The organism is Myxococcus faecalis (assembly GCF_050039385.1).
Classification (GTDB): domain Bacteria; phylum Myxococcota; class Myxococcia; order Myxococcales; family Myxococcaceae; genus Myxococcus; species Myxococcus fulvus.
Genome location: NZ_CP144336.1, coordinates 5,188,570 through 5,212,705, shown reverse-complemented (window position 1 = coordinate 5,212,705; position 24,136 = coordinate 5,188,570). Strand labels below are relative to the sequence as shown.

Here is a 24,136-nt window from a genome sequence, read left to right as displayed (position 1 = left end):
CGTCCGTACGACCCCTTGGGGGCCTCGCTTCTCTCTCACATGTTGAGCGGGGCACCCGACCTGTGAGCGTGTTGGCGCACGCTCCAGGTCACCTTTCTCTCACGCGAGCTGGCGAACACCGCCGCGCCCCGTCCTCTCAGAGCCCTACGGACTACCTCACGCAGCGTGGCGCGCCAGAATCCGGCTCGCTGGTGGACTCCGCGCGGCCTGCAACATCCCTTCCCGGCAACCAGCCCGCTCGTCGCGACCGCAATTCCCATCAACCACTCTGCTCAGCAACACCTATCTCGCGAAGCATCGAGGGCCCATGCCCCCGGTCCTTGACTGAAGCGGCGCGCGAGTTCTCGCCCTCGGCATTGAGCGCCCCGACGGCGCGTGGCACGTCTGTCCATACTCCCAACGGGCCGGGACGCCTGTGACTCTCGTGGTCAACTTCCCTGTCCGGTTTGCAGGCCTGTCAGACTGAACAGGGACCCTCTGTGCTGAGCGCCCCTGCTGGGGCCTGCCACGGAGGCATCCATGGGCATGCATGGGAGTTGGGCCGTCGTCTTGCTGCTGCTGTTGCCCGGTGCCGGAGGGGCGCAGGAGGCCGTCACCCCAGAGGACTTCGACGCCACCGTGCGCAGGCGGGAGGAGGCCATCTCCGACAAGTCCTCCGGCGAGGAGGAAGAGGGAGAGGCTCCGCCCGAGGAGGCGGCTTCTGCGCCCGCGGCGCCCGACTCGGCACATCCGATGACGAACCTGCTGCGCATGGACGCGGCGACGTGGACGTTGCTGCCTCGGAGGGGCGCGGGCACCGAAGAAGGCTTCGTGCAGGTGGAGCCCATGGTGGCCTTGGGGAGAGGGGAGTCGTTCCGTCTCATTCTCGGGGCGCCGGTACGGCTGAGACTGTGGGGCGGAGGTGAGGGCGCGGGCCTCGTGAGGAAGGAGGACTGGGACACGCTGTCCGACTGGGGGCAGGTGGTTCGCCTCTTCATGGTGGGCGGAGACACGCCCGATTCGGTGTGGCTGGGGATGATGGAGGGCTACTCCCTGCTGTCCGGGCACCTGGTGCGGCGCTACGGCAACCGCAGCAACCCCGACTACCACCCGGCCGGCGTCATCGCGACGGGGACGCTGGGGCCGGTGTACGCGGAGGCCTTCGCCTCGGACGTGCTGAGCGCTCGCCTGGCGGGGGCTGAAGTCGCCCTGGACGTGCAGCACGTCCTCTTCGGTCGGCCCGCTGTCCCGGGGCGGTACACACTGGCGCTGTCGGCGGTGCATGACTGGGGGCGGGTGGGCGGCACCTCGCGGCCCATGACGCTGGCGCACCTGGACGCCACCGCCGTGGTGCTGCGGCGCGGGCGCAAGGGGCAGAGGGTGGAGGCGCACCTGCTGGGCGGGTGGGGCGGACGCCCGGGCGATGGAGGGGCCTGGGGCGCGGTGGTGGGCGTGGGCGTGGATGCGCTGACGTCGACGGTGGACATGCGCGCGCGCCTGGAGGCCCGCCTTCAGCGAGGAGGCTTCCGTCAGGGCGCCTTCGGCCCGGACTACGAGCTGGCGCGCTTCCAGGTAGCGGGGCCGGCCGCCGTGCCGCTGGCGGAGGCGTCCTTCCGGGAGGGGGCCTCAGCCCATGGGGAGGTGATTCTCGGTTGGGACGCGGTGCGGCTGAGTGGCATGCGCCAGCGACACCTCTTCCTCTCCCTGGGCGTGGAGGCCTTCTCGTGGGGCCGGGTGGACGTGGACGGGCGAGTGGAGGCGCAGCTCTTCCACCGCGACCTCACGGTGGGCGTCGGCGGACTGGCGACGGCCATGGGGCAGACCGGAGCGCGCTACGTCGTCTCGGGAGAGGCCCGGTGGCGCTTGCTGGGGGGCAACCTCTACGCGCTGGGGCAGGGCGGCACGCTGCTGTTTCCCACGCCGGAAGGGACGCTGCGGCCGGGAGCCTTCGCGGCGGTGGGGCTGGGGGTGGACAATGCGCGCTGAGCGACTGCGGTGCGGCGCGGAGGGCCTGGTGCTGGCCCTGGCCCTCCTGACGTCGGGGTGTGCCTCGCTGCCCTCACGGGCGGGCCCTGGAGGCACCCTGGCTGCCGCCTCGGGCGCGACGCCCCTGGTGGCCTTGGGGCGCGGTGCCGTCGCGAGTCTTCCCGAGGACGCCGCCCGCGAGGACTTCGACGCGGAGTCCGCGGACGGACCGCTTCTGCACCGCCGCCGGGCCACGCCGTCTTCCCCGAATCCCGGCGGAGGAGAGACGGCGTCCCTGCGAGTGGTGGGGGCCCTGACAGGTGTGTGCGGGGACGTCCCCTCGGGTTGGCCGCACCTGGACTCGGAGGACGAAGTGCTGGCGCCCTTCCTCGGGTGCACCACGCCAGCGGCCTTCCTGGCCTTGCAGCGTCATGCGGACATGCCCCGGCTGGTGGCGTCCCTCTCGGACTGGAACGCCGTCCGGCTGGGCGCCCTGGGCCCCCTGGAGGCCGAGGCTGCCCGCGTCCTCCTCAAGAAGCGCGCGGCCTTCCTCTCCACCGCCGTGGAGAAGCACGGCCTGGCCAAGGCGGAAGTCCTCGCCCTCTTCGTCTTGCACACCTCTCACGACGACGAGGTGCGGCAGTTCTTGCGCCTGCTGGCCGAGGACAAGTTGCTGAAGCGCGCCCTGGGGGCCATGGAGGTGGTGCGCGAGGAGCTGAATCAGCGGGGCATGGCCCTCACCGACTTCCCGGAGCGGGACTTCCGCGCGGGCGACATCGCCCGGGGACTGGGACGGGCCGCGGATGACGTCGCGGTCTCCATTCCCCTCGTCGGAGGAAGCCGGAGCGCGGATGCGTCCGCGCTGTCCGCGCAACTTCCACCGCCCTACCGGGTCGCATACGAGGAGGTGGAGAAGGCGCAGTACCTGGGGGCCTTCGCGCCGGGCAACGTGGCCCTGGCGTCCTTTGATTCCCTCACCTTCGGCGTGCCGCTGGGCTTCTACCACCTGGCGACGGGGACGGCGCAGGGCGGGGCCTCCCTCTCCAAGGGGGAGTACGAGGAGGCCACGCGGCAGTTGGCACCCGCGGCCCTCATGGTGGGCTTGTACGCGGGAGGAAAGGGGGCGCGCGCATTCCGAGAAGGCGGCCTTTCCAGACGGGAGGGGGCTCGGCTCCAGGCGGTGGTGCCTCGCATGGAGGCGTTGAAGGCGGTGCTGGAGCGGTTGGAGGCGCGAATAGGAGAGAGCGCCGTGGGGGAGTTGGCTCGCTACTTCCAGAAGAGCCGGGAGGCAGCACTCCTGGCTGCGGAATGGGGGGATGCCGCAGCCCTGGCCCTATACGAGTCGCGGGGCAACGTGCCGAAGGCTCGGCAGGCGATGCTGGCCGTCGCCAACTCCGACCGAGCTGGGCCTGCTTCCACGCAGGGTCGTGATACTCCAGGTGGTGGAGCCTCGGCCGACAAGATGTTTGGTCGCGAGACCGCGACATCCCGGCAGGGCCGAGTAGAGGTAGGAAGTAAGGTAGATGCCAAGGACATCAAGGGCGCCCGACCGCATGGACCAGATGGTCGTCCTGGGCATCCTGACGCACATGGTGTCAGCCGGCAAGATCAGGCGAACATCATCAACGACCCGAAGTCGACGCTTTATCGCGGGACCAATGCCAATAATCGCCCTGTTGACCACTATCATCGCGATGGGACGACGGTTGTTACCGAGCAGGGGGAGCCGACACGCGTCATCACTGCGTTTGGTACTCTCGCGACGAAGGACAGTCGAGGCCGTCCAATCAGCCGCGGGACGGGAAAGCCGGCGAACCCTCTCCCCAGTGGTGGTCCTTATGAGAAGTTGCGTTGAGGTTCTTCTGATTGCAGTGGAGGTTGAATGATGATGGATGTGGACCTGTGGTCGGAACACGGCAGATGGGTCGAGTCGTTATCGACATTTCTCGGTTGCCACCTGCAGACCGTTCAGGGGAGTGAAACAATCGGGGTTGATACTGCCTCTGCGACACTAGAGGGAGTGGTTGGGGCACGACATTCTGGGGTCGTGGTTGAGCTTGTCGTGAAGCTCTTGGTGACCCGGAACGATGGCGATGTGTCGGTCTGGGCTCTTGTGTTTTTCTTTGTTGACAGGCGACGCGTCGCAGAGGAAGGAAAGTGCTGCCTGGCCGTGGAATGGCGTGAAGGGCAATGGAGTCGACGTGGCTGGGAGGCAGATGACAGTGGCGAGTGGGAAGGGCTTGAAGTGCTTGAGTAATGTCTGGTTCAAACTGCGTGAGAGCCCTGTCGTGGACTTGTTGAACACAGCCGGCACGAGGGGTGGTGCGGATGGTGGGACAGGAGAATCTGCTCGTCACTCTCGGCGACCCGCAGGCTTGATGCGGCTGCGGAACCTGTCAACGTGAATGAGACAGTGAAACTGAGAGATGAGTGCGCAGCCGCCTGTGAGTTGGGGAGCTGCGCGGGGTTGTTGATCCATACGGCGTTCGGGAGGGCCTGATGTTTCGGAGGGCCGTGTGATGGACCTCCCCATCGGATCGCTCGCGGTCCGTTTGGCCGACCCCCTCGCGGTCCATGACCCCGGTCCCTGACACCGTGAGGAAAACGCTCGGGATGGGCGTCGTAGGGCGCCGCGAGGCAAGAATCCGAACGAGGGAGTGGAGGATCGCTCAACGCCTTCCGGCATCACGGCGAGCGGCGGGTAGAGTGGCGCGGAGAGCCCCTCCTCCTTGATGGGTGCTCAACGCCTTCCGGCATCACGGCGAGCGGCGGTTCGGCTCCGGCGACGGCGACGGCGACGGCTCCGGCGACGGGTGCTCAACGCCTTCCGGCATCACGGCGAGCAAAGGTGACCCTCATCACCGACGCGCAGCGGATGCTGGAGTGCTCAACGCCTTCCGGCATCACGGCCAGCAACGGAGAAGGGCAAATGGCCCTATGAGAAGTGCTCCCGGTGCTCAACGCCTTCCGGCATCACGGCGAGCAACGGACCGGCCGCCTCGCGACGGACGTCGGGATCTACGTGCTCAACGCCTTCCGGCATCACGGCGAGCGGCGGCATTCGGAGAGGCTGACTTTCCTCGGCTTCGACGAGTGCTCAGCGCCTTCCGGCATCACGGCGAGCGGCGGCAGGACGGCGCCGCCGCGAGGGGTGCCCAACCAGGGCAGGTGCTCAACGCCTTCCGGCATCACGGCGAGCGGCGGAATCCCTGTGGAATGATAAGAAATATCGTAAGGCACGGTGCTCAACGCCTTCCGGCATCACGGCGAGCGGCGGAAGAAGACGTTCCGGCCGCATGCTTTGCCCCGTCACCGGTGCTCAACGCCTTCCGGCATCACGGCGAGCGGCGGTTGCCCCTCGCGCGGCAATCCGAGTCCACCATATGCCCAGGTGCTCAACGCCTTCCGGCATCACGGCGAGCGGCGGTGAGGAGAGCTGACGAATGTCATTCAAGACACTTGACTGTGCTCAACGCCTTCCGGCATCACGGCGAGCGGCGGCCGAGGAATGCCTCTCTCACAAGAGAACAGAAGAGAAAGTGCTCAACACCTTCCGGCATCACGGCGAGCAGCGGTTCCGGCCGAAGGTGTGGAACTACAACGAGGAGGTGCTCAACGCCTTCCGGCATCACGGCGAGCGGCGGTCATCGCACCGTCGGGGCGTCTGCTCATGATCGAGGTGTGCTCAACGCCTTCCGGCATCACGGCGAGCGGCGGCTCGCCAAGGCCGAGCAGACCATCGCCGAGCACAAGTGCTCAACGCCTTCCGGCATCACGGCGAGCAACGACGTACGAAATCGACGAGGAGAAGGACGTGGTCTTGTGCTCAACGCCTTCCGGCATCACGGCGAGCGGCGGTTCACCCCAGCTCTTTGAAAATCGAATATGCAGGTGCTCAACGCCTTCCGGCATCACGGCGAGCGGCGGAGGTGCGGCTCAGTCCCGGCGTGTCGTCACCTCCCCCCGCATGCTCAACGCCTTCCGGCATCACGGCGAGCAGCGGGTTGACAGGGTTATATGCGGATCCGGTTCATCCGGCTGTGCTCAACGCGTTCCGGCATCACGGCGAGCGGCGGGGCCAGAACGACTTCCCTGCTTACTGGCCCACACAAATGTGCTCAACGCCTCCCGGCATCACGGCGAGCGGCGGCCAAGGATGGTCACGAGGTCGTCCAGTTCCGCATCTACGAGTGCTCAACGCCTTCCGGCATCACGGCGAGCGGCGGCTGGACACCCCCGTCGAACAGGCGATTGATTACATCGCGTGCTCAACGCCTTCCGGCATCACGGCGAGCGGCGGTCGACTGCCTGTGCAGGAGGGGGCACAAGCCATTCCTGTGCTCAACGCCTTCCGGCATCACGGCGAGCGGCGGCACGCATTGTTACTTTCATGGGCGACGCCCTGGCCAAGTGCTCAGCGCCTTCCGGCATCTCGGCGAGCAACGGCTGTACGACGAGTGTTGGAAGTTGCTGAAGGGCCCGTGCTCAACGCCTTCCGGCATCACGGCGAGCAACGGCACCCCGAGCGAGTGCGTAACAGTCAAGGAATTTCCACAAGTGCTCAATGCCTTCCGGCATCACGGCGAGCAACGGGTTCCATTCCATGGATGAGAACGATCCGCATCTAATGTGCTCAACGCCTTCCGGCATCACGGCGAGCAACGACTAGGCGCGAGTCGACTTCATCAACGCCTACCTGTGCTCAACGCCTTCCGTCATCACGGCGAGCAACGGGTGTAGCAGATGGTGAGGTTTTCGGCGCATCTTGGAAGTGCTCAACGCCTTCCGTCATCACGGCGATCAACGGCGCTGCGCGAGGACAGGCGCCGCGAGTTCCTCTTTCAGTGCTCAACGCCTTCCGGCATCTCGGCGAGCAACGGCGGGGAGGGTGGGACTCACAGCCTCAGAGTTATAGTGCTCAACGCCTTCCGGCATCTCGGCGAGCGGCGGACCAACGCTCGCGAGGACATCGAGAGCATCACCGGGTGCTCAACGCATTCCGGCACCACGGCGAGCGGCGGTCCCTGAAGCCTGAACCCGACCACCGGAAACCCCCAAAGTGCTCAACGCCTTCCGGCATCACGGCAATCGACGGTGGTCCCGGTGGAGGGGATGCCCAAGCACTTCGGCAAGGAGTACTCAACGCCTTGCGGCATCACGGCGAGCAACGGGTACCCTCGTCATCATGTCGTGTGCCGACTAGAGGGTGCTCAACGCCTTCCGGTATCACGGCGAGCAACGGAGCGTGCCGTACTTCACCCCGGAGTTCTGCCCCAAGTGCTCAACGCCTTCCAGCATCACCGCGAGCAGCGGTCGACGTGATGACCGAGGTCTTCGCGCAGAAGGTCGAGTGCTCAACGCCTTCGGCATCACAGCGAGCGGCGAAATCACTCTGAGACTCAAACATCTATTCATTTGACAAAGAGGAACCCATAACAACACGAGAGACGCTGTTCTTCCATCACGAGCGTCCGCAGCATCGAGTCCATCAAGGAGCGTCACGCCGCATTCGCCCCCCGAAGTCCTCCCTCAGAAGCCATCCACCAGGCGTCGGAGCAGTTCCTCAAGACGATCCTGGAGCTTGGGGCTCTTCACCACCCCTCGAAGCGTCTGGGCGCACTCCATCCGCACCTCATGTGACAGGGGAAGCAACCTCGGTCGCCACTGAGCGTCGAAGTCCTCGAGCACCTTGCGCTGCTCCGTCTTCGCCACCCGCTGCGCCACAGCCCACGCATTGAACGCATCCCGCTCCGGTGACGGCCGAGACACCGCGCGCGGTGGATTGACCACCACGCTCCCCTCGGGCACCAGCCGCCCGTATCCCGAGGCCGTCTTGCCCCCCACGCCAAAGTCACGCAGCGCCTCGCACAACCGGTCCGCGGCCCAGCGCAACAAGCGGAGCGTCTCCACATCCGCCCCCGGGGCCACGCTCAGCGCCACGAGGAAACGTCCCCCAGGACGCACCGACAGGAACGCCACCGGGTTCGGCGACTCGTAGTCGTTGGGCCACGACTCCGCATTTCCGTACCAGCCCCGCTGGTGCACCGTGAGCACATCGCGCGCCAGCATCCGCGGCCCTTGCTTCTTCTCCTTGTCCCAAGCCGACACCCACGGCGCGTCGTGGAAGAGGACCTGCCCCACGCTCGCCTTCTGGCCGAGCCGTTCATCCCCAGGCACACCGAACAGCCGACGACTCGCCTCCGCCACCTCGGCGGGCTCGAAGCTCGCGCGCAGATAGGCCGCGAGCACGCCCTTGAGCGAGGAGCCCGGAATCACCGGCACGCCCCAGGTGTGATGCAGCGTCAGCCCCACCCCCGTCGGCGAGGCATTCCCGTGCCCCGCCAGGAGCCGCCCCGTCGCCCGCATCTCCACCGAGGCCGTGTGCCACTGCGTCAGCGAGCCGCGCCACCGGCGGTACGCCACCCCGTAGTGTTCCGGCTCCCGCGCCCCGTCCATCCAGCCCAACCACCTCCGCCATGGCGAGCCGCTCTCTTCCTTCTCGTCGTCCTTCTGGGGCGCGTAGCGCTCGTGGGCCAGCCCCGCGTGACTCGGGCCCGTCGCCTCGAAACGGGGGAGTGTGGCCAGGACCTCACGCACGAGGAGCCTCCTTGAACGTGGCCTGGACCGCGCGACGGAACCACACCACCAGCCGCAGCGTCTCGCGCGTGGCCAGCATGTACTCCTCCAGCCCCAGCTTCCGCACGGCGCCGGGCAGCGTCTCCCCCGTCAGCGTCGAGGACAGTCCCGGCAGCCGCGCCTTGCCGAGCACCTTCGCCAGGTCCTCGAGCAGCAACATCGCGGCGTTCGTCTCCTTCGGGTCCCGCTCCCGCTCCAGGAACGTGAGCGCCGCGGCCAGCCCATCCCGCAGCACCGACGCCCCCAGGCCATGCACGCGTGGCTTGTAGTCAGGCCGGAGGTCCGAGGGGACCGCCGTCACCCGGGCATACGCATCCGTCGCCCGCTGCTGCTCTCGCGTCACGCCGCTCATCGCCGGGCCTCCGCGCCACCCGCCGTCCACGACAACAGCCGGCACCACCCACGCCCCACCGTCGCCTTGCCGCCCAACTGGAGCATCGTCCCCTGCCCGCCGAGCGCCGCGTCCAGCACCGCGCTCGCCGCCATCGCCTGCTTCGGACTCCAGGACGGGGACGCCGCCATCACCCCCATCAGCAGCGTCTCCGCCGGCAGGCTCTCCTCCGTCCAGAGCTGCCCCTTCGCGGCCGTGCCCGTGTCCGGGTCGATGCTCACGCGGGTGTCCACCTGCATCGCCGTCTCCCACAGGAAGCTCATGGTCTCGTCATCCACGAGCACCAGGCGCCGCGCGAGCAGCTCCCGCTCATCACCGGGCAGCGCGCGCTGGAGCGCCTCCGCCCAGGCCCCGAGCACCGCGTCGTCCTCGGCGTCCACCTCCAGGTCCAGGTCCTCGAGGTAGACACGCGCCCCGCCCGCCTGCTCGTGAAGACAGACACAGGACTTCAACGAAGCCACCCGCGCGCGGTGCTTCTTCAGCGCGGGGACCGGCGGAGGCGCCTCACCGCCTCCCTTCCGTCCACCCCAGTCCCGACGCGCCAGTGTCAGCAGCAACGGCGACGTCACCAGCGCGAACGTCCCCACGAAGCTGCGCACCGGCAGCGCGAGCAGCCGCGCGTCGCCCACCACCAGCGCCCCCGCGTACTCGCTGGGCTCGTCCCCCTCGGGCCCGTTCTTCGCGCGCCGGGGGCCGAAGACCGCGTCGGTCCGGACGGTGTCGCTCGCGCTCGCGTCACGCAGTACGCCCTTGAGCGACGAGCCGGGGATGATGGGGATGCCCGTGGAGCGCATCCGCATCAGCGGCAGGTCGATGACTCCCACGCTCTGCCCCGTGCCGACGTGCAGGGGGGACAGGGCTTGCAGCAGATAGGCTCGGCTTTCCATGCTCACGCTCCACACTCCGGGGGCAGTTCCCAGACGCCGGGCAACACCTGCCCGAGCGCCTCGTCGCGGCCGCCGCCCCACGAGGCCAGCCACAACGCGCGCAGCTCCTCGGTGGTGAACTGGCCACCACCGACCTTCTCGAAGAAATAGACAGACCCCGCCGGCACCCACCGCCGCGTCGCCCGGGGCTGGCGCTTCACCATGTCCCACGCGGACACGTCCTGCGCTCGAGGCACCAGCGCCGCGCGCAACACCACCCGCCCCTCCACGCCAGGCAACGCGCCCACGTACTCGGGCTCGCCACCTTCCGCGCACGCGAAGCCATCCGGCAGCCACCCGCGCTCGAAGCTCGCGGGCGTCGCCAGCACCAGCTTCAAGCCCATCGAGGGCTCGGGCTGGAAGTCCTCGGGGCAGGCGAACAGGTCCACCGTCGAGCGCTCCACCTCCGTCAACCGCCTGCGGCCTCCCAGCCCCAGCACGCCCGACGGGGAACCCGTCACCGCCTCGCCCTCGGGCTGCCTGCAGCGCACGCCCAGCCCCCACTCCACCGCGACCGGCGCCGCGCCCTCGCGCCTCTCCAGGCGCAGCAGCTCCACGACCTGGCGCGAGTGCAGCATCGTGTCCTCCGCGGTCTGCTTGTCGGGCGCGATGGCCACGTGCACGTCGGTGCGATGGCCGGGCCCCGGAGTCGCCGGCGCCGCGATGTCCTTGCTCATCAGCCACGCGACCATGTCCGCCTCGGACCAGAACGCCGGCGCATCGCCCGAGGGCTTGCCCATCCGCCCCTCGTGGTCCGGCCGGGGGTGCCACAGCGCCTCGCGCGCCCGGTCCTCATCTGGACCGAGCGAGGTGATGACGCCCTCCGAGTCGGGCCACCATGGACGCAGTCGCTCGACCCACGCGGGCTCGCCGTCCTTGCCCGCCACCACCACCGCGTCCGCGGGCGCGGGCCACATCCGGTGGCGCGGGGTGAAGGACGTCTCCCCCAGGTCGCGCCGCAAGGCGACGAACCCCGTCAGCGCGAGGCTCGCGGAGCGCCGCTCCCACGCCTCGGGCGTCAGCCGGACACCTGGCTGATTCGACATGAGGTCCTGTCCCCACGCGGCGCGCAGCGCGCCTCGCACCGTCGTCGGCAGCGGCCACGGATGCGAGTACCCGCGCCCCACTTCACTCGTGTACCAGCCGCGGCCATCCTTCACGGACAGCCCGTCGCGCGGCAGCAACGCGAAGCACTCCTCACTCATGCGCCACCTCCCTCTCTGAGCTCCAGTCCGCGACGCGAACGCTCGAGCGTCCCCGCCACCAACATCCGGTCCACCCACGCGAGCAGCTCCGCGTGGACCGTCTCGACACACTCCGGCGGCTCCTCCGCGAGCGCAGCCAGCCCCACGTCCGTCAGGGACAGGGCCTTGTCCTCCCGCTCACGGTCCTCGGAGTCGCGAGCCCGCCCCTCGGCGCGCGCCAGGATTCGCGACACCTCGGCCACCAGCACTGCCGCCTGTTCCTCCGACGACGTCTCCGCGGGGAAGCGGCGAACCATCGTCTCCACCTCGTGCACCTTGCCCAGGGGCAGCCGGTCTCCCCCCAGCAGCGCCATGTCCTGGGACAGCCGGGTCAGCGGCTCCACGGCGGCGCCCTTCGGTGTCCAGCTCGCGGTCCACAGCCGCTCGCGCCCCGCATGCTTCGCCACGAGGACCGCGAGCGCGTCGCGCCCCGCGTCCTTCGCGGCCTTCTCCGCTCGGCGCCCCAGAGCCAACAGCTGCCCCAGGCTCTCCATCACGTGGCCGATGCCCAACCCCACCGACAGCGTGGGCACGGACGCTCCGCTGACAGGGGCCAGGTGCTTCGAGAAGGCGGCCGCCAGCGCCCGGGCACACTGGAGCGCGTCCGCCGGACACACGAAGGCCAGGACGTCATCGCCCCCCGCGTAGACGAGCATCCCGCGGTAGCGCGACTGGACGATGTCTCGCGCATCCGCCGTGAAGCTCGCGAGCGCGTGGGAGACACGGCGGTGCGCCTCGATGCCCCCGTGCTCCGCCAGCCGTCGGAGCAGCTCCCCCATCCGGTCCCCGTCGGCGACGAGGCAGGCCACGTAGGGGTACGGCGCCACGGACATCGCCGCGAGCAGCGGGCGGATGTGCTCATCCGCGAACCGCTCGGCCTCCTGCTTCGCCGCCTTGGGGTCCTCACTCCACTCCGTGAAGTACGGACGCCAGCGGTCGGGAAGCAGGAGCTGGCCATCGAACGGGAAAGCGTTCACCCACGCCAGGTCCGTCCGGTACACCGACGTGAACCCGCGATGGTCCGCGCACGCGCCTCGCAGCGCGGAGAGCTTCGGGCCGTGCTTCTTGCTCGCCGTCTCCAGCCACGCCGCCAGCCCGATGCTCGGCACCGGCACGAACTGGTCCGGCTCGCCACCCGCGCGCTTGAGCAGCCCCAGCGCGTCCAACTCCTCGCGCTCACCGATGCGCAGCCGCTTCCACTCGCCACTCCGCGGACGCTCGCGCTTCAGCACCGACGCGCGTCCACCGTCGAGGCTCGACTTGTGCGTGCCCGCCGGAGGCGCCTGGGTCCAAGCCCTGAACTCGCGCAGCCCCCGGCGAGCCTCCAGCGCGGCCTCGGCCTCCTCGAGGGCCGCCAGGTAATCACCGTCCTCCATCGGCGCCCAGGCCGCGTGGAACTCCAGGAAGGTGTCGAGCTGCTCGTCCGCCCACGCGTCCGCGCCCTCCGCGAGCAGCGGCCCGCCGCGCTCTCGCACGCGCACCCACTGTTCGCGCAGCGTGGCCCGAGCCGCCTTGCGCGCCGCGCGGGCCACCTCGGCCGCATCACCCTTCACCACCGCGAGGACCTTGTTGGGGAAGCCCTTCACGGCCTCGGCGTCGGCCAGGGCCTGGTCGGTCCTGGTGACACGCCCCGAGGGCTTCGGCGCCGCCGCGTCGAGCTGCTCCGGATGCGGGAAGATGAGCTCGGCGCCCGCGTCCCGGAGCGCGCACGCCATGGCGCGGCTCAAGGAGGAGAGCAGATAGCTGCCGAACCACAGGTCGCGCGTGCGTCGGGCCTGGGCGATGAAGCCCTGCACCGGGCCGACCTTGAGCACGAGCACATAGGACTGAGTCGTCATCGGCTTACGCCTCCCGAGCCTTCTTCGTGTCACGCAGCCAGTTGAAGAACGCCTCGCGCAGCGACGTCGCCTCGCGCAGGGGCGTGAAGAGCGGTTGGTCGTCCTTCGCGCGCAGCACGTCGAAGCCCGCGCGTGTCGCGTCGAGGGGACGGTTGGACTGCACCAGGAGGACCTTGCCGCCCTCGGGGTAGCCGCGCTCGAGCCACAGCGCGATGGGCTCGAAGCGGCCGTTGGCCAGCGGCATCGCCTTGACGATAAGCGGCGAGGCCAGGCGGTCCTTCGGCTCGCGCTCCCGGTCTCGAACCCACTGGAGCTGCATGTGCTTGGGCTCGGGGGGAACGTGGTTGTCTTTGGAGTCCCGCTTCCCCTGCTGGAAGTGGACGACGATGGGCAGCCCGAAGCCCGCGCGTGGCCACGCCGGAGTCCTCGAGTACGCCGGGCGCGGCGCGTGCTCCTCGGGATAGGTGCGCGCGTGGTGACGAATCTTGTCCGCCTCCGGCCAGTTGGAGCGGCTCGCGCGGTTGTCCCCCGTGGGGCTCGGGTTACGGGCACGCGCGCCCTGGATACCCGCAGTGCCCTGGCGGAACGCGCGCAGCCAGCCCAGCGCCTCCAGCCAGGCCTTGCTGCCATCGACCGTGGACTCGTCCCGAGGCCCCCGAAGGAGCCACGCGCCGCGCAGCAGGGGCAGGTCGCGCGGAGCCCCCGCGAGCTCGGGCTGGAAGAGGGGCACATCGCCGAAGAGCCGGCGCAGCTCGGCACGGGTGGCGTTCTTCGGCAGCCATTGCCGACACTGCTCCTCCGTGGCGAACGTCACCGTGCCGCAGCCACGACGGGGCCGTGAGCCATACCCACCGAAGAGCACCCACGCGCGCAAGGCGTGACGGACCTCGTCAGACAGCTCGCCCTCCGGAGCGCTGACCTCCAGCGTGAAGCGCAGCCCCGGCTTCCACCGAGGCGCGGCCTCACCATTCTTCGGAGCACGAGCGGGCCAGAGCGCATAGGACTGCTCCTCGCCCAACGAGACGTCATCCGGGTCCTGCGCGGAGACGGTGACGGCGCGCACGCACAGGTCCACCTGGGAGCGACAGGGCTTCTCTTCGCCCAGCGTCATCCCGCCCCACAGCTCGCGCTCACGCCGGGCCAGCTCGAGCCGCTGATGCTCGCCGTAGGCATGGCCATACAGCGCGCGCCACCAGAAGCGCAGGTGTCCGCGCAGCGTGGGCACTCGGATGGGGTCCACCTCGGAGAGCTGACGCGGGACAGGCGCGCCCCCGAGGATGGGCGTGACAGTCTTCAGGTCCACGGTGAAGGTCTCTCGCCGAGGGCCCGTGGGCAGTCCGCGCCTGGGGCGCGGGTCCTTGGATGGCTCGGGCAGGTTCAAAGAATCAGGGCACACCTCGGCTCCTCCTCGACCCGCCAGGGCAGGACGGTGATGGGGGTGAAGACATGGGGCGACCTCGCCCACGGGAAAGGGCTCACGACTCGCAGAGGGGCTTCGGGCGGCCGCGGACGGCTGAGCGCTCCCGGAGGTGGTGGATGAAGCGTGGGCTGGAGCGTCGGTGCACATGTCCACCGAGGAAGACGCCAACGCCGCGCGCCCCCCTCGCGGCCTCGTGCGCTTTTCTCCTGTGCGTCCAACCCTACCTGAAAGATGTCAGACCTGGATGTTACCTCTCAGGTTCAACATGAAACCCATCTTCGACCTGGTGCTCCGGGGGCTCGTCCAGCGCCATCCAGCGCAGTTGCTGTTCCTGCTCTTCGGCGATGAGGCACCACGCTTCGTCCGCGCCGCGGACAGCAGCCTCCCCCAATCCGAGCGACGCGCGGACGCGGTGCTCGTCGTGGAGTCGGACTCGGAGCGCTTCGCGGTGGAGCTCGAGCTCCAGGCACAAGCAGACCCGGACTTCGCACGGCGGCTCCTGGACTACACCGTGCGCGTGCACCTGCGCGAGAACCTCCCGGTGTTGCCCGTGGTCATCCTCGTGGTCCCCGAGGCCGAAGGTATCCGCCCACCCTACGTCATCCGCTGCCAAGGACAGCCGCGACTCACCTTGGATTTCCTGGTGGTCCGGTTGTGGGAGGTGGACTTCTCGCAGCCGGCCCTCCAAGCCGCCACGCCGCTGTTGCCACTCTCCGTCCTCGATGCCCGAGCAGGGCCCGAGCGAGCGACCTGGGCGGAGACACGCATCCGACAGGCCACCGACCTTTCTCCACGGGAGCAGATGGACTTGCTCGTCGTCCTGGGTACCCTGACGTCACGCCGCTTCGGAAGTGAGCAGCTCACTTCATCGTTGAGGAACATCATGATGGACTCGCCTTTCTGGGATGAACAGCGCGCGCTGGAGCGCGCCCGGGACCGAGCTCGGACGCTCATCAACTTCGCGCGCGTCCGGGAGCTGACGTTGCCCCCGGATTCACAGGAGCGACTGGCGGCACTGGGCGAAGCCGCGCTGGACCAGCTCATCATCCTCGCCTTCTCCCACCCGGACGCGGCGCTGCGCACCCTGCGCGACGCGACCCGGCCCCTATGACTTCCGAGCGCAGCCGTGGCGAGGACATCAAGCCTTCAACAGCGCGCTGAGTCGCTCGACCAATTGCCCCTGCTCGTCCACGGTCGAAACCGCCTCATACAGTGCCTCGAGCCAGTCTTCTCCCTCGCCCAGCGCATAGGCCAGGGAGGCAAAGGCACGGGCCTTCGAGAACAGCTCCAGGGCCTCGGCCTCCGCTCTCCCGTCCTCGTCGCACCGGGAGAGATACGCCTCATCAAGCCGCGCGGCACGTTCAGCCAGCTCCCGTCGCAGGGCGGGCGTCGCTGAACCACCACTCCGGATGGTCCCCAGCGCACGGCTGGCGAGAGGGTCCATCACCCTGGAGTGACTCAACCCCATCTCACAAGCCGCCACCAAGGCCGCACGTCGGTTCGAGGATGGGGCTTGCAAGAAGACTTCCGCGAATCCGCGAGCGACAGCATCCAACCGATAGCCCTTCTTCACCGACCCACTCCTTTCAGCGCAGGGCCAGTCTGCCGTCGCCTACGCCGGGCTCGCCAGCTCCCTCGGGCCGCGCTGCCAGCTCCCCACGCCGACACGCAGGCGCGTGGGCAGGAACAGCCCGCACCCCATGTGCCGCCGTCCGCCCATCCCCTGCTCCTGCAAGGTCACTGAAGCGCACGCGGACAGGTTGCTCAGCGTCAGCCCGTACCCAATCACCTTCTTCCCCGCGATGCGCACCACGCGCCGCCGCCCCACGTGCACGGTGGCCTCGCACTCCAGCGTCGTCAGGGTCCGCTGCACCGCGCTCCGGAAGCTCGCGTCATCCACCGCGTTCTTGAACGTCACCAGCCGCGAGGACAGGGACACCGGCGCCTCCAGCGGAAATACCCGGGGTGCCCCCAGCGTCACCTCGCCCCCGCCCACTTCAATCGCCGAGCCGCCCAAGGGCATCCACACCGGCAACGCCTCCGTCGGGCACCGCACCCGCAGCGTCCCATGCCCCACCAGCAGGCTCTTCCCGCTCGCCCGCGTCCCCCGCAGGTTGAAGATGCCGACGTCCTTGCGCTCGTGCAGCCCCGGCAGCCGGTGGGACAGCGCCGAGAACAACGCATACCCATGGTCCAACGGAACCCCACCGCCTCGCGCGGGGTAGACGAGGTCAATCACTGACATGTTCATCCTCGATGGCCCCGCCACGGCGGGACCGGCCTGCGGGGAAGTCCTCGTCCGACACCCTGGACGAAGGGGTACTCAGGTGATGGCACCCGCCCACGCATGGAACGCCGGCGCGACGCCACGGGCCATACCTCTCGAAAGGCAGCCCAGGCACGTCCGATGCTCGGAAAGCAGGGGTCATCACGCAGCTCCACCCAGGAAGACGCCAACGCCACGTCGTCCCCTCGCGCCCCCTCGCTTTTTTCACCGGCCCCGCTCAGCGCCCTCGCCGCTTCGAGGCCCGCGCCGCCCCCTTCGCGCGTGGCTTCGGCGCCGCGTCCTCGCCTCCCTCCTGGAGCGCGATGCGCCGCGCGACCTCCGCCGCCGCGCGGACCTGCGGCGCCAGCACCTCCCCGGGCCCCTCCTGCCCGCCCCAGGATGACGGCGTCCCCAACTGCCGCAGCACCGCCCCCTCCAGCTCCGGCGCGTCGAACGAGAAACTCAGCGCGGGCAGCGGCGCGCGCGGCTGGTCATAGTCCGCCGAGGTCAGCTTCCCCAACCTCACCCCCGGCACCTCGGGGACGACGCCCAGCGCCTCCGACTTCCCCCGCTGCTTCGTCGAAGGCGAAGCCGGACGCCGCGCGCCCGCCTTCCCGCTCCCGCGCGTGGCCCGCAGGGCCCCCAGCACCTGCTCCTTCGTCCTGCCGCGAAGCTCGAACAGGAGGAACGGGTCGCGGTCCAGCGCCTCGCCGAGCACATAGTGCGTGGCGGCCACGTGCTTGCACGGGTCTCCCCAGTCCGGGCAGGAGCAGCTCGTCACCAGGTCCTCGCGCCGCTGCGGGAACAGGCTCACGCCCGCCGCGCGGAACACCACGTCGATGTCCTGGGGCATCGACCCCGCCAGCAGCTCCGCGCTGTACTGCGCCTTGCCGCCCATCCCGGCGATGGCCTTCGTCCACACGTCCTCGTCGAGCTGTCCCAGCTTCAGCGAGATGACATAGGGCCGGGGCCGCGAGCCCGTCACCTTCGCGGTGACCTCGCCCCCGCGGATGACCAGGTCATGCGTCCGCCCGGCCCGCGCGTACGTGCGCCCCCGGGCCAATCGCCTCGAGTCCCCCGCCAGCACACGCTCGAGCGCCTCCAACCAGCGCTGGCCCCACCACGTCACGCCGGCCTTCTTCATCTTGATGCCGTGCTCGGGAGGCGGCCGCTTCGGCGCGGACGTCCAACCCCAGTCATTCCAGCGGCTCATGACGCCACCCCCTTCCGGCGCGGCGCGCGTCGTCGGGGTGCGCTCGGCCCGGGCGCCTCGTGCTCCTCCGCCTCATCCGCGACGGCGCCCGAGGACAGCGAGAACAGCTCGCGCAGCGCCGCCGTGTCCAGCTCGGTCACCCAGTGCTCGCCCGTGCCCACGACGCGCTCGGCGAGCCTGCGCTTCTGCTCGAGCAGCGTGTCTATCTTCTCCTCGACGGTGCCCGCGCACACCAGCTTGTGGACCTGCACCGCGCGCGTCTGGCCGATGCGGTACGCGCGGTCCGTGGCCTGGTCCTCGACGGCGGGGTTCCACCAGCGGTCGTAATGGAAGACATGGCTCGCCGCCGTCAGGTTGAGGCCCGTGCCGCCGGCCTTGACGGACAGCACGAAGACGCGCGGGCCGCGGGGCTCCTCCTGGAAGCGTCGCACCAGTTCGTCGCGCGACTTGCGCGACGTGCCGCCGTGCAGGAACAGCACCTCCTGCCCCAGCTGCTCCGACAGGTGCGTCACCAGCCGGTCTCCCATCTCGCGGAACTGGGTGAAGACGAGCGCCTTGTCCCCCGCGGACAGGGCCTCCTCGAGCATCTCCGTCACGCGCGCCAGCTTCCCCGAGCGCCCCGGCAAGGGCCCCGACTCGCCAAGGTACTGCGCGGGGTGGTTGGCGATCTGCTTGGTGAACAGCAGCAGCGCGAGCACGCGGCCCCGGCGCTCGATGCCGTCGGCGTCCTCGATGCGGCGCAACTCCTCATCCACCACGGCCTTGTAGAGCGAGGCCTGCTCTCGCGTGAGCGTGCAGACGACCTTCATCTCGTTCTTCGCCGGCAGGTCCGCGATGATGTTCGGGTCGCTCTTGAGGCGGCGCAGGACGAACGGGCCGGTGATGCGGCGCAGGCGCTGCGCGGCGTCCTGGCTGCCATAGCGCTCGATGGGCAGCGCCAGCTCGCGCCGGAAGGTCTCCAGCGGCCCGAGCAGGCCAGGGTTGGCGAACTCGAGGATGGACCACAGCTCCGCGAGGCGGTTCTCCACCGGGGTCCCCGTGAGGGCGAAGCGCTCGCTGGCGCAGAGCGCCCGGGCCGCGCGCGCCGTGGCCGAGGCGGCGTTCTTGATGTTCTGCGCCTCGTCGAGCACCACCGTGGCCCAGTCCACGCGCGCGAGCAGCTCGGCGTCGCGGCGCAGCAGGCCGTAGGAGGTGAGCACGAGCGAGCCCGGGCCGCGCGGGAGGTCCTTCACCGCGCGAGCGCGCTCGGCGCCGTAGTGGGGCGTCAGGCGCAGCGAGGGGGCGAAGCGGGCGACCTCTCGCTCCCAGTTGCCCACCACGGAGGTGGGCGCCACCAGCAGCGTGGGGCGCACCTCGCGCGGAGCACGCTCGAGCCTCCGGAGCAGGAACGCCAGCACCTGCACCGTCTTGCCCAGGCCCATGTCGTCGGCCAGGCACGCGCCGAGCCCGAGCGACGCCAGGGTGTCCAGCCAGTGCAGTCCACGCGCTTGATACGGCCGCAGCGTGGCGCGCAGGGCCTCGGGGGCGGGCTGCGCGGTGGTGCCGCCCGAGCGCAGCCGGCCCAGGCGCTCCTCGAGCGCGCCGGTGGCGAGGACGGTGACGGGGAGCTGTCCGTGTCGCGTCTCTCCGAGCAGGGCCACGCGCACGGCCTCGCTCGCGGACAGGTGGCCGGGGCCCTCGGCGAGGTGGCGCTGGATGGCGTCGAGTTCGTGGGGATCCACCGCGACCCACGCGCCACGGAAGCGCACGAGCGGGGCCTTGCGCTGGGCGAGCAGCGCGAGCTCGCGCGCGGAGAGCGGCGTGTCGCCCAGCACGGCGTCCCAGTCCACGCGCAGGAGCGAGTCGAGCCCCAGGCCCGAGGTGCCCTCGACGACGCCGGCGGTCTGGACGCTCGCGCCTACGCGCATGCGCAGACGCAGGCGGCGTCGGCCCGAAGAGGTGAGCTCACCGGGGACGATGACACCGAAGCCCGCGTCGGCGAGCAACCGAGCGCCCTCGGAGAGGAACGTCCACGCGGTGTCGGGTTCGAGCAGGAGGGCCTGGGGACGCGGGCTCTCGAGCACGAGGCCGATGGGGGAGAAGAGCCGGGCGGCGCGGCCGAGCGCCTCGAGCAGCGACTCCTGCGGGTCACGGAAGGCGCGGCCGAGCTTCTCCAGGTGGCGTCCGCGGGTCTCCCAGACGTCGGCGGCGGACACGAGCAGGCTCGGGTCATCCGGGGCCTGGAGGTGGAAGCTCAGCACGAAGGGCTCGCGGTCCGCCGTCGGAGGCTCGAGCCGGAAGCAGGCGCGCAGCCGGTCCCTCGCGCCGAGCGCGGGCTCGCTCCAGCGCGTCAGCTCGTCGACGACGGAGCGCTCGGCGAAGCCCTCGGGGGCGAAGTCGCGGCGAGGCCCGGAGAGCGCCGCGCGCCAGCGCTCGTCCCATGAGGCCGGGCGACGCGAGGTGGCGCGAGGAGGCAGCGAGGGCCCACCGCCGCGCGCGGCGCGAACGAAGGCATCCACGGTGGCGTCGAGGAAGGCGCGCAGCAGGGCCTCGGGGGCCCAGACGGAGGGAGTGGGACCGGCGTCCACGGGGACGGCGTGGGCGGCGGCGGGCATGCTCCGGGCAAGGGCGACGACGCGGCCGGAGTCCTCTGCGGCGGAGAGGGCCGCGGCCCAGCGCGCCTCGATGCGCTCATTCCTGCGCAGGAGGGTGGGCGCCACTCGCTCCCGCGCGATGAGCTCCAGCGCGAGCTTGCTGGCGAGCGTCCAGAGCGCGAGGGAGCCGGGGAACGTGTCGACCTCGGAGGCGGGCACCACGGCGAGTCGCTCGACGGTGGCGGCGAGCGGCAACGTGTGTCCCGCACACTCGCGCGGTCCGTCGGGCGTGACGAGGAGGGTGGAGGATGCGTCGCCCGAGCCGCGCAGGTCGGAGAGCACGCGAGGGAGCGGCTCGGTTCCCCAGAGGAACAGCGACTCGACGTCGGGCAGGAAGACGAGGGGCATCGGGCTGGAATGTAAGCCCGAGTCCTTGGGGCACCAGGACAATGAAGCGGAAGCAGGCACCCGGGTCATCGGTCCGACCCCTGCGTCCAGGCCTCGGGGTGGTGACTGGAGACATCAGGGGATGGACAGGAGACATCAGCTGGCGTGCGCCGGGGTGGGGTCCCTTTCCCCACAAGTGCCAGTGCGTCCTGAGAGCGCGGGAGGGGGGCCCGGCTGGCGTGGAAGTTGCCATGGAGCCTTGCAAGTCACCCTCGACGCGCCATCCATCCCCTCGACGACAGGAGTCTCTCCGTGAAAGGCATCAAGCTCGGCGGTTTCAAGAACCCCTTCAGCACCAAGGGCCCTTCGGGCACTGGGAGCGACGCGAACAAGCCGAGCGCCCCGCCGCCCGTCGAGACGAAGCCCGCGCCCACCAAGCTGAACTCCGTGCAGGACGGGTTCGACACGCAGGGCAGCAAGCCCTCGTCGAGCAAGGTGAACACCCCGCCCACGAAGCAGCCGGGCAAGGACGTCACCTCGTCGTTCGGCGCCAACCCGCTGGGCCACGCGGGGCAGAACGTCCTGAACTCCTACAACATGTTCCCGAGCGGCGCGCCGCAGGGCGTGGCGCTGCCGACCGCGCAGAAGCCCTTCGTCAACGCCAGCGACTCGTTGGTGTCGCTCAACGCCCACAAGTACCAGAACAACACGAACCTGTCGCTCTCGCCCGCGGGCAGCCCGGGCGTCCCGGCGCACTACATGCATTACCTCTCGACGGGCGAGGGCAAGTTCGCGGGCATCCAGGGGGTGCCGCTGCATCCGCGTCCCGGCGAGCCGAACATGGTGGTGACGGGCGCGCTCAACGGCTGCGCCGTGCATGCGCTGCACGACACGAAGAACAACAACCTGTCCTTCCTGCACCACGCGGACTACTCGAAGAACGGCAAGGCGGAGCTGGACGGCTTCCTGTCGCAGCACCCGAACCTCAAGCCCGCGGGGAGCTACACGCCCAGCGACTACTCGCACCCCACCGGCAAGCACAACCTCCCGACGGGCTCCACGCCCTTCATCCACTACGCGCAGGGCCCCTTGGGCCAGCCGGGCCAGTGGATGATTTCGGGGCAGCTCAACACGTACAAGAACGGAGGCACGCCGGGAGGCCGCCCCGAGCTGATGCTCCCCACGGACATCCCGGGTGGAGCGCTCCAGTCCGTCCCCGTGACGCTGCCCTGAGGCTGTGACCTCCGGGCCTCACACCTCGTCGAAGCGTCCTCCCTGGATGCCATTCGCCTCCAGGGCGTCCTTCACCTCTTCGTCGACGATGAGCGGTACGCGCCAACCCCACAATCGGAACACCTTCTCGGCGCCGACCTTCGACTTGTCGATTCGCAACCCGATGACGGAGCCATACTCTCCAATCCGGTCCTCATAGTCCTCCGCCGTGCGGAGCTGGACCTCTTCGGAGGCTTCGTCGTCGATGCAGCGGAGCTGTCTGGCCACGTTGAGCAGGAACCAGGCCTCGCTCGTCCCCTCGACCTCCACGGGGAAGAGCTGAACATCGTCGGGCGCCAACTCTCGGAAAACGGACGCGACTCGTGCGGAGACAATCGGCACGAGGCCCACTCCCGCGAACTCGATATCGAGCGCGGTTCCGGGCGTGCGCACCGGCAGACGCAGCCTCTCGGAGAGTTCGACGGGAACACCGTCCGAGAACCGCCAGACGTCTTCAACTTCCCCGCCGTCCAGATGGGTCGGGTCCCCGAGATACCAGCGCCCCTTGACGTACTCGTCCGAGTTCAAATCGAAGAACCGTCGCTCCACGACTCACTCCTCGGCGCCCTTCACGATGAGCTTCCGTAGCTTGGACCCTTCCCTTACGAGATCCCGCGCAATCCGAGCAAGCTCCCTCTCGAGCGCGACCCGACAGGCCGCGACGGAGCCGCATCGGCATGAATCACGACGTCGCCACGTGCTCAACGCCTTCCGGCATCACGGCGAGCGGCGGTCAGCTATCCGGATCACGTCATCGCGACGATGCGCAGGTGCTCAACGCCTTCCGGCATCACGGCGAGCGGCGGAGGAAGCGGAGAAAAAAGAGAAGCTCGCGCCGTTCAAGTGCTCAACGCCTTCCGGCATCACGGCGAGCGGCGGCCTGCTGAGCGTCACGAAGGATCCCGCGATTCGGGCCACGTGCTCAACGCCTTCCGGCATCACGGCGAGCGGCGGCTGGGTATCCTCTGGTTGGCGTGCACGGACTCCCCGGGTGCTCAACGCCTTCCGGCATCACGGCGAGCGGCGGCCAGGTTGCGGACGGTAAGTTCAACGTCTGCCGTGCTCAACGCCTTCCGGCATCACGGCGAGCGGCGGACTTCGAGTCCCGCACCGAGCTGCACCACCTGCCGTGGTGCTCAACGCCTTCCGGCATCACGGCGAGCGGCGGTGGTGATCTTCGACAATACCAGTAACCTTTTCGATTATGTGCTCAACGCCTTCCGGCATCACGGCGAGCGGCGGTCGGCGAGTCGATGACGGTGCGTGAGCAGCACTACGTGTGCTCAACGCCTTCCGGCATCACGGCGAGCGGCGGGGGCGATGACGACACGGCTGAAATCGTCAACGAACTTGTGCTCAACGCCTTCCGGCATCACGGCGAGCGGCGGGATAACTGACTTACGTCAAGGCGCGGGTCGACTGTGCTCAACGCCTTCCGGCATCACGGCGAGCGGCGGACTGGGATGAGCCGCGCATCTTCGTGACGGGCCGGTTCGGTGATCAACGCCTTCCGGCATCACGGCGAGCGGCGGCGGGGTTCGATGCGGTGAAACTGCTCGCCCTTCTCGTGCTCAACGCCTTCCGGCATCACGGCGAGCGGCGGAAGGATTTTAAGTTGAAGGATGGTAGCAACATCTATCGGTGCTCAACGCCTTCCGGCATCACGGCGAGCGGCGGCTTCTAATATTCCATATGCTTGGGCTGTAGTTAGTGCTCAACGCCTTCCGGCATCACGGCGAGCGGCGGACCGAGGGAGTACGAGGAGTTGAGCAGGGAGTGGCGAGAGTGCTCAACGCCTTCCGGCATCACGGCGAGCGGCGGCGCGACTCGATGACAGCGCCACGATGGCCGACCTCCGGTGCTCAACGCCTTCCGGCATCACGGCGAGCGGCGGGGCGCCTGCTGAGGGCATACGGTGACAAGCGCATCGGTGCTCAACGCCTTCCGGCATCACGGCGAGCGGCGGTTCCATGGCAGCGAGGTGGCCTATTGGCCAAACGGTGCTCAACGCCTTCCGGCATCACGG

The 24,136-nt window shown here is 69.4% G+C and carries 18 protein-coding genes and 1 CRISPR repeat array (1 of these 19 cut by a window edge); of the genes, 7 read left to right on the top strand and 11 right to left on the bottom strand.

The features are described 5' to 3' along the window. The first annotated feature begins 519 nt into the window (after positions 1 to 519). The 5 genes from VZQ01_RS20885 (at position 520) to VZQ01_RS20865 (ending at position 5,820) form a co-directional block, all read left to right on the top strand. The gene (locus VZQ01_RS20885) at positions 520 to 1,965 is read left to right on the top strand and encodes a hypothetical protein (protein WP_426748792.1); all 1,446 of its coding nucleotides are present in this window, start codon (positions 520 to 522) and stop codon (positions 1,963 to 1,965) included. Between the two features lie 352 nt (positions 1,966 to 2,317). Next, positions 2,318 to 3,799, top strand: a complete 1,482-nt coding sequence (locus tag VZQ01_RS20880) for an HNH endonuclease (RefSeq protein WP_426748791.1) — start codon at positions 2,318 to 2,320, stop codon at positions 3,797 to 3,799. A gap of 1,098 nt (positions 3,800 to 4,897) precedes the next feature. Beyond that, the gene (locus tag VZQ01_RS20875) at positions 4,898 to 5,164 is read left to right on the top strand and encodes a hypothetical protein (protein WP_426748790.1); all 267 of its coding nucleotides are present in this window, start codon (positions 4,898 to 4,900) and stop codon (positions 5,162 to 5,164) included. A 223-nt stretch (positions 5,165 to 5,387) separates the two neighbouring features. Continuing rightward, positions 5,388 to 5,618 (top strand): hypothetical protein, encoded by a 231-nt coding sequence (locus VZQ01_RS20870; RefSeq protein ID WP_426748789.1) that lies wholly within the window; start codon positions 5,388 to 5,390, stop codon positions 5,616 to 5,618. Positions 5,619 to 5,625: 7 nt separating this feature from the next. Beyond that, on the top strand, positions 5,626 to 5,820 hold the full coding sequence (locus VZQ01_RS20865) for a hypothetical protein (protein ID WP_426748788.1): 195 nt from the start codon (positions 5,626 to 5,628) through the stop codon (positions 5,818 to 5,820). 1,653 nt (positions 5,821 to 7,473) lie between these two features. Here the strand turns inward: VZQ01_RS20865 and cmr6 are convergent. The 6 genes from cmr6 to VZQ01_RS20835 are packed head-to-tail and all read right to left on the bottom strand — an operon-like array spanning position 7,474 to position 14,282. Next, entirely contained in the window at positions 7,474 to 8,541 is a 1,068-nt protein-coding gene (cmr6, locus tag VZQ01_RS20860) for a type III-B CRISPR module RAMP protein Cmr6 (RefSeq protein WP_426748787.1), read from the bottom strand. Continuing rightward, positions 8,534 to 8,932, bottom strand: a complete 399-nt coding sequence (locus tag VZQ01_RS20855) for a type III-B CRISPR module-associated protein Cmr5 (RefSeq protein WP_426748786.1) — start codon at positions 8,930 to 8,932, stop codon at positions 8,534 to 8,536. The genes cmr6 and VZQ01_RS20855 overlap by 8 nt, the downstream gene beginning before the upstream one ends. Beyond that, entirely contained in the window at positions 8,929 to 9,858 is a 930-nt protein-coding gene (cmr4, locus tag VZQ01_RS20850) for a type III-B CRISPR module RAMP protein Cmr4 (protein WP_426748785.1), read from the bottom strand. The genes VZQ01_RS20855 and cmr4 overlap by 4 nt, the downstream gene beginning before the upstream one ends. A gap of 2 nt (positions 9,859 to 9,860) precedes the next feature. Beyond that, on the bottom strand, positions 9,861 to 11,102 hold the full coding sequence (locus tag VZQ01_RS20845) for a type III-B CRISPR module-associated Cmr3 family protein (protein WP_426748784.1): 1,242 nt from the start codon (positions 11,100 to 11,102) through the stop codon (positions 9,861 to 9,863). Continuing rightward, complete coding sequence (gene cas10, locus VZQ01_RS20840) at positions 11,099 to 12,979, bottom strand: type III-B CRISPR-associated protein Cas10/Cmr2 (RefSeq protein WP_426748783.1); 1,881 nt, start codon at positions 12,977 to 12,979, stop codon at positions 11,099 to 11,101. Before cas10 ends, VZQ01_RS20845 begins: the two co-directional genes overlap by 4 nt. A gap of 4 nt (positions 12,980 to 12,983) precedes the next feature. Continuing rightward, entirely contained in the window at positions 12,984 to 14,282 is a 1,299-nt protein-coding gene (locus VZQ01_RS20835) for an RAMP superfamily CRISPR-associated protein (protein ID WP_426748782.1), read from the bottom strand. 382 nt (positions 14,283 to 14,664) lie between these two features. Between VZQ01_RS20835 and VZQ01_RS20830 the strand changes: the two genes are divergently transcribed. After that, the gene (locus VZQ01_RS20830; RefSeq protein WP_141330481.1) at positions 14,665 to 15,510 is read left to right on the top strand and encodes an RpnC/YadD family protein; all 846 of its coding nucleotides are present in this window, start codon (positions 14,665 to 14,667) and stop codon (positions 15,508 to 15,510) included. Positions 15,511 to 15,537: 27 nt separating this feature from the next. Here VZQ01_RS20830 and VZQ01_RS20825 read toward each other — a convergent pair whose 3' ends face one another. From VZQ01_RS20825 to VZQ01_RS20810, 4 genes are all read right to left on the bottom strand, one after another. Next, positions 15,538 to 15,972 carry a hypothetical protein gene (locus VZQ01_RS20825; protein WP_426748781.1) on the bottom strand — a complete coding sequence of 145 codons (435 nt, stop codon included), beginning with the start codon at positions 15,970 to 15,972 and terminating at the stop codon, positions 15,538 to 15,540. A gap of 39 nt (positions 15,973 to 16,011) precedes the next feature. After that, positions 16,012 to 16,644, bottom strand: a complete 633-nt coding sequence (gene cas6 / locus VZQ01_RS20820) for a type I-MYXAN CRISPR-associated protein Cas6/Cmx6 (RefSeq protein ID WP_141330485.1) — start codon at positions 16,642 to 16,644, stop codon at positions 16,012 to 16,014. Positions 16,645 to 16,903: 259 nt separating this feature from the next. After that, on the bottom strand, positions 16,904 to 17,878 hold the full coding sequence (locus VZQ01_RS20815) for an SWIM zinc finger family protein (RefSeq protein ID WP_426748780.1): 975 nt from the start codon (positions 17,876 to 17,878) through the stop codon (positions 16,904 to 16,906). Then, on the bottom strand, positions 17,875 to 20,859 hold the full coding sequence (locus VZQ01_RS20810) for a DEAD/DEAH box helicase (RefSeq protein WP_426748779.1): 2,985 nt from the start codon (positions 20,857 to 20,859) through the stop codon (positions 17,875 to 17,877). The genes VZQ01_RS20815 and VZQ01_RS20810 overlap by 4 nt, the downstream gene beginning before the upstream one ends. A gap of 291 nt (positions 20,860 to 21,150) precedes the next feature. Between VZQ01_RS20810 and VZQ01_RS20805 the strand changes: the two genes are divergently transcribed. Further along, positions 21,151 to 22,071 (top strand): hypothetical protein, encoded by a 921-nt coding sequence (locus tag VZQ01_RS20805; protein WP_426748778.1) that lies wholly within the window; start codon positions 21,151 to 21,153, stop codon positions 22,069 to 22,071. Positions 22,072 to 22,089: 18 nt separating this feature from the next. Here VZQ01_RS20805 and VZQ01_RS20800 read toward each other — a convergent pair whose 3' ends face one another. Beyond that, entirely contained in the window at positions 22,090 to 22,659 is a 570-nt protein-coding gene (locus tag VZQ01_RS20800) for an imm11 family protein (protein WP_426748777.1), read from the bottom strand. Positions 22,660 to 22,807: 148 nt separating this feature from the next. Next, positions 22,808 to 24,136: direct repeats of the CRISPR family, unit length 36 nt; unit sequence GTGCTCAACGCCTTCCGGCATCACGGCGAGCGGCGG; it runs 1,171 nt beyond the window's last position.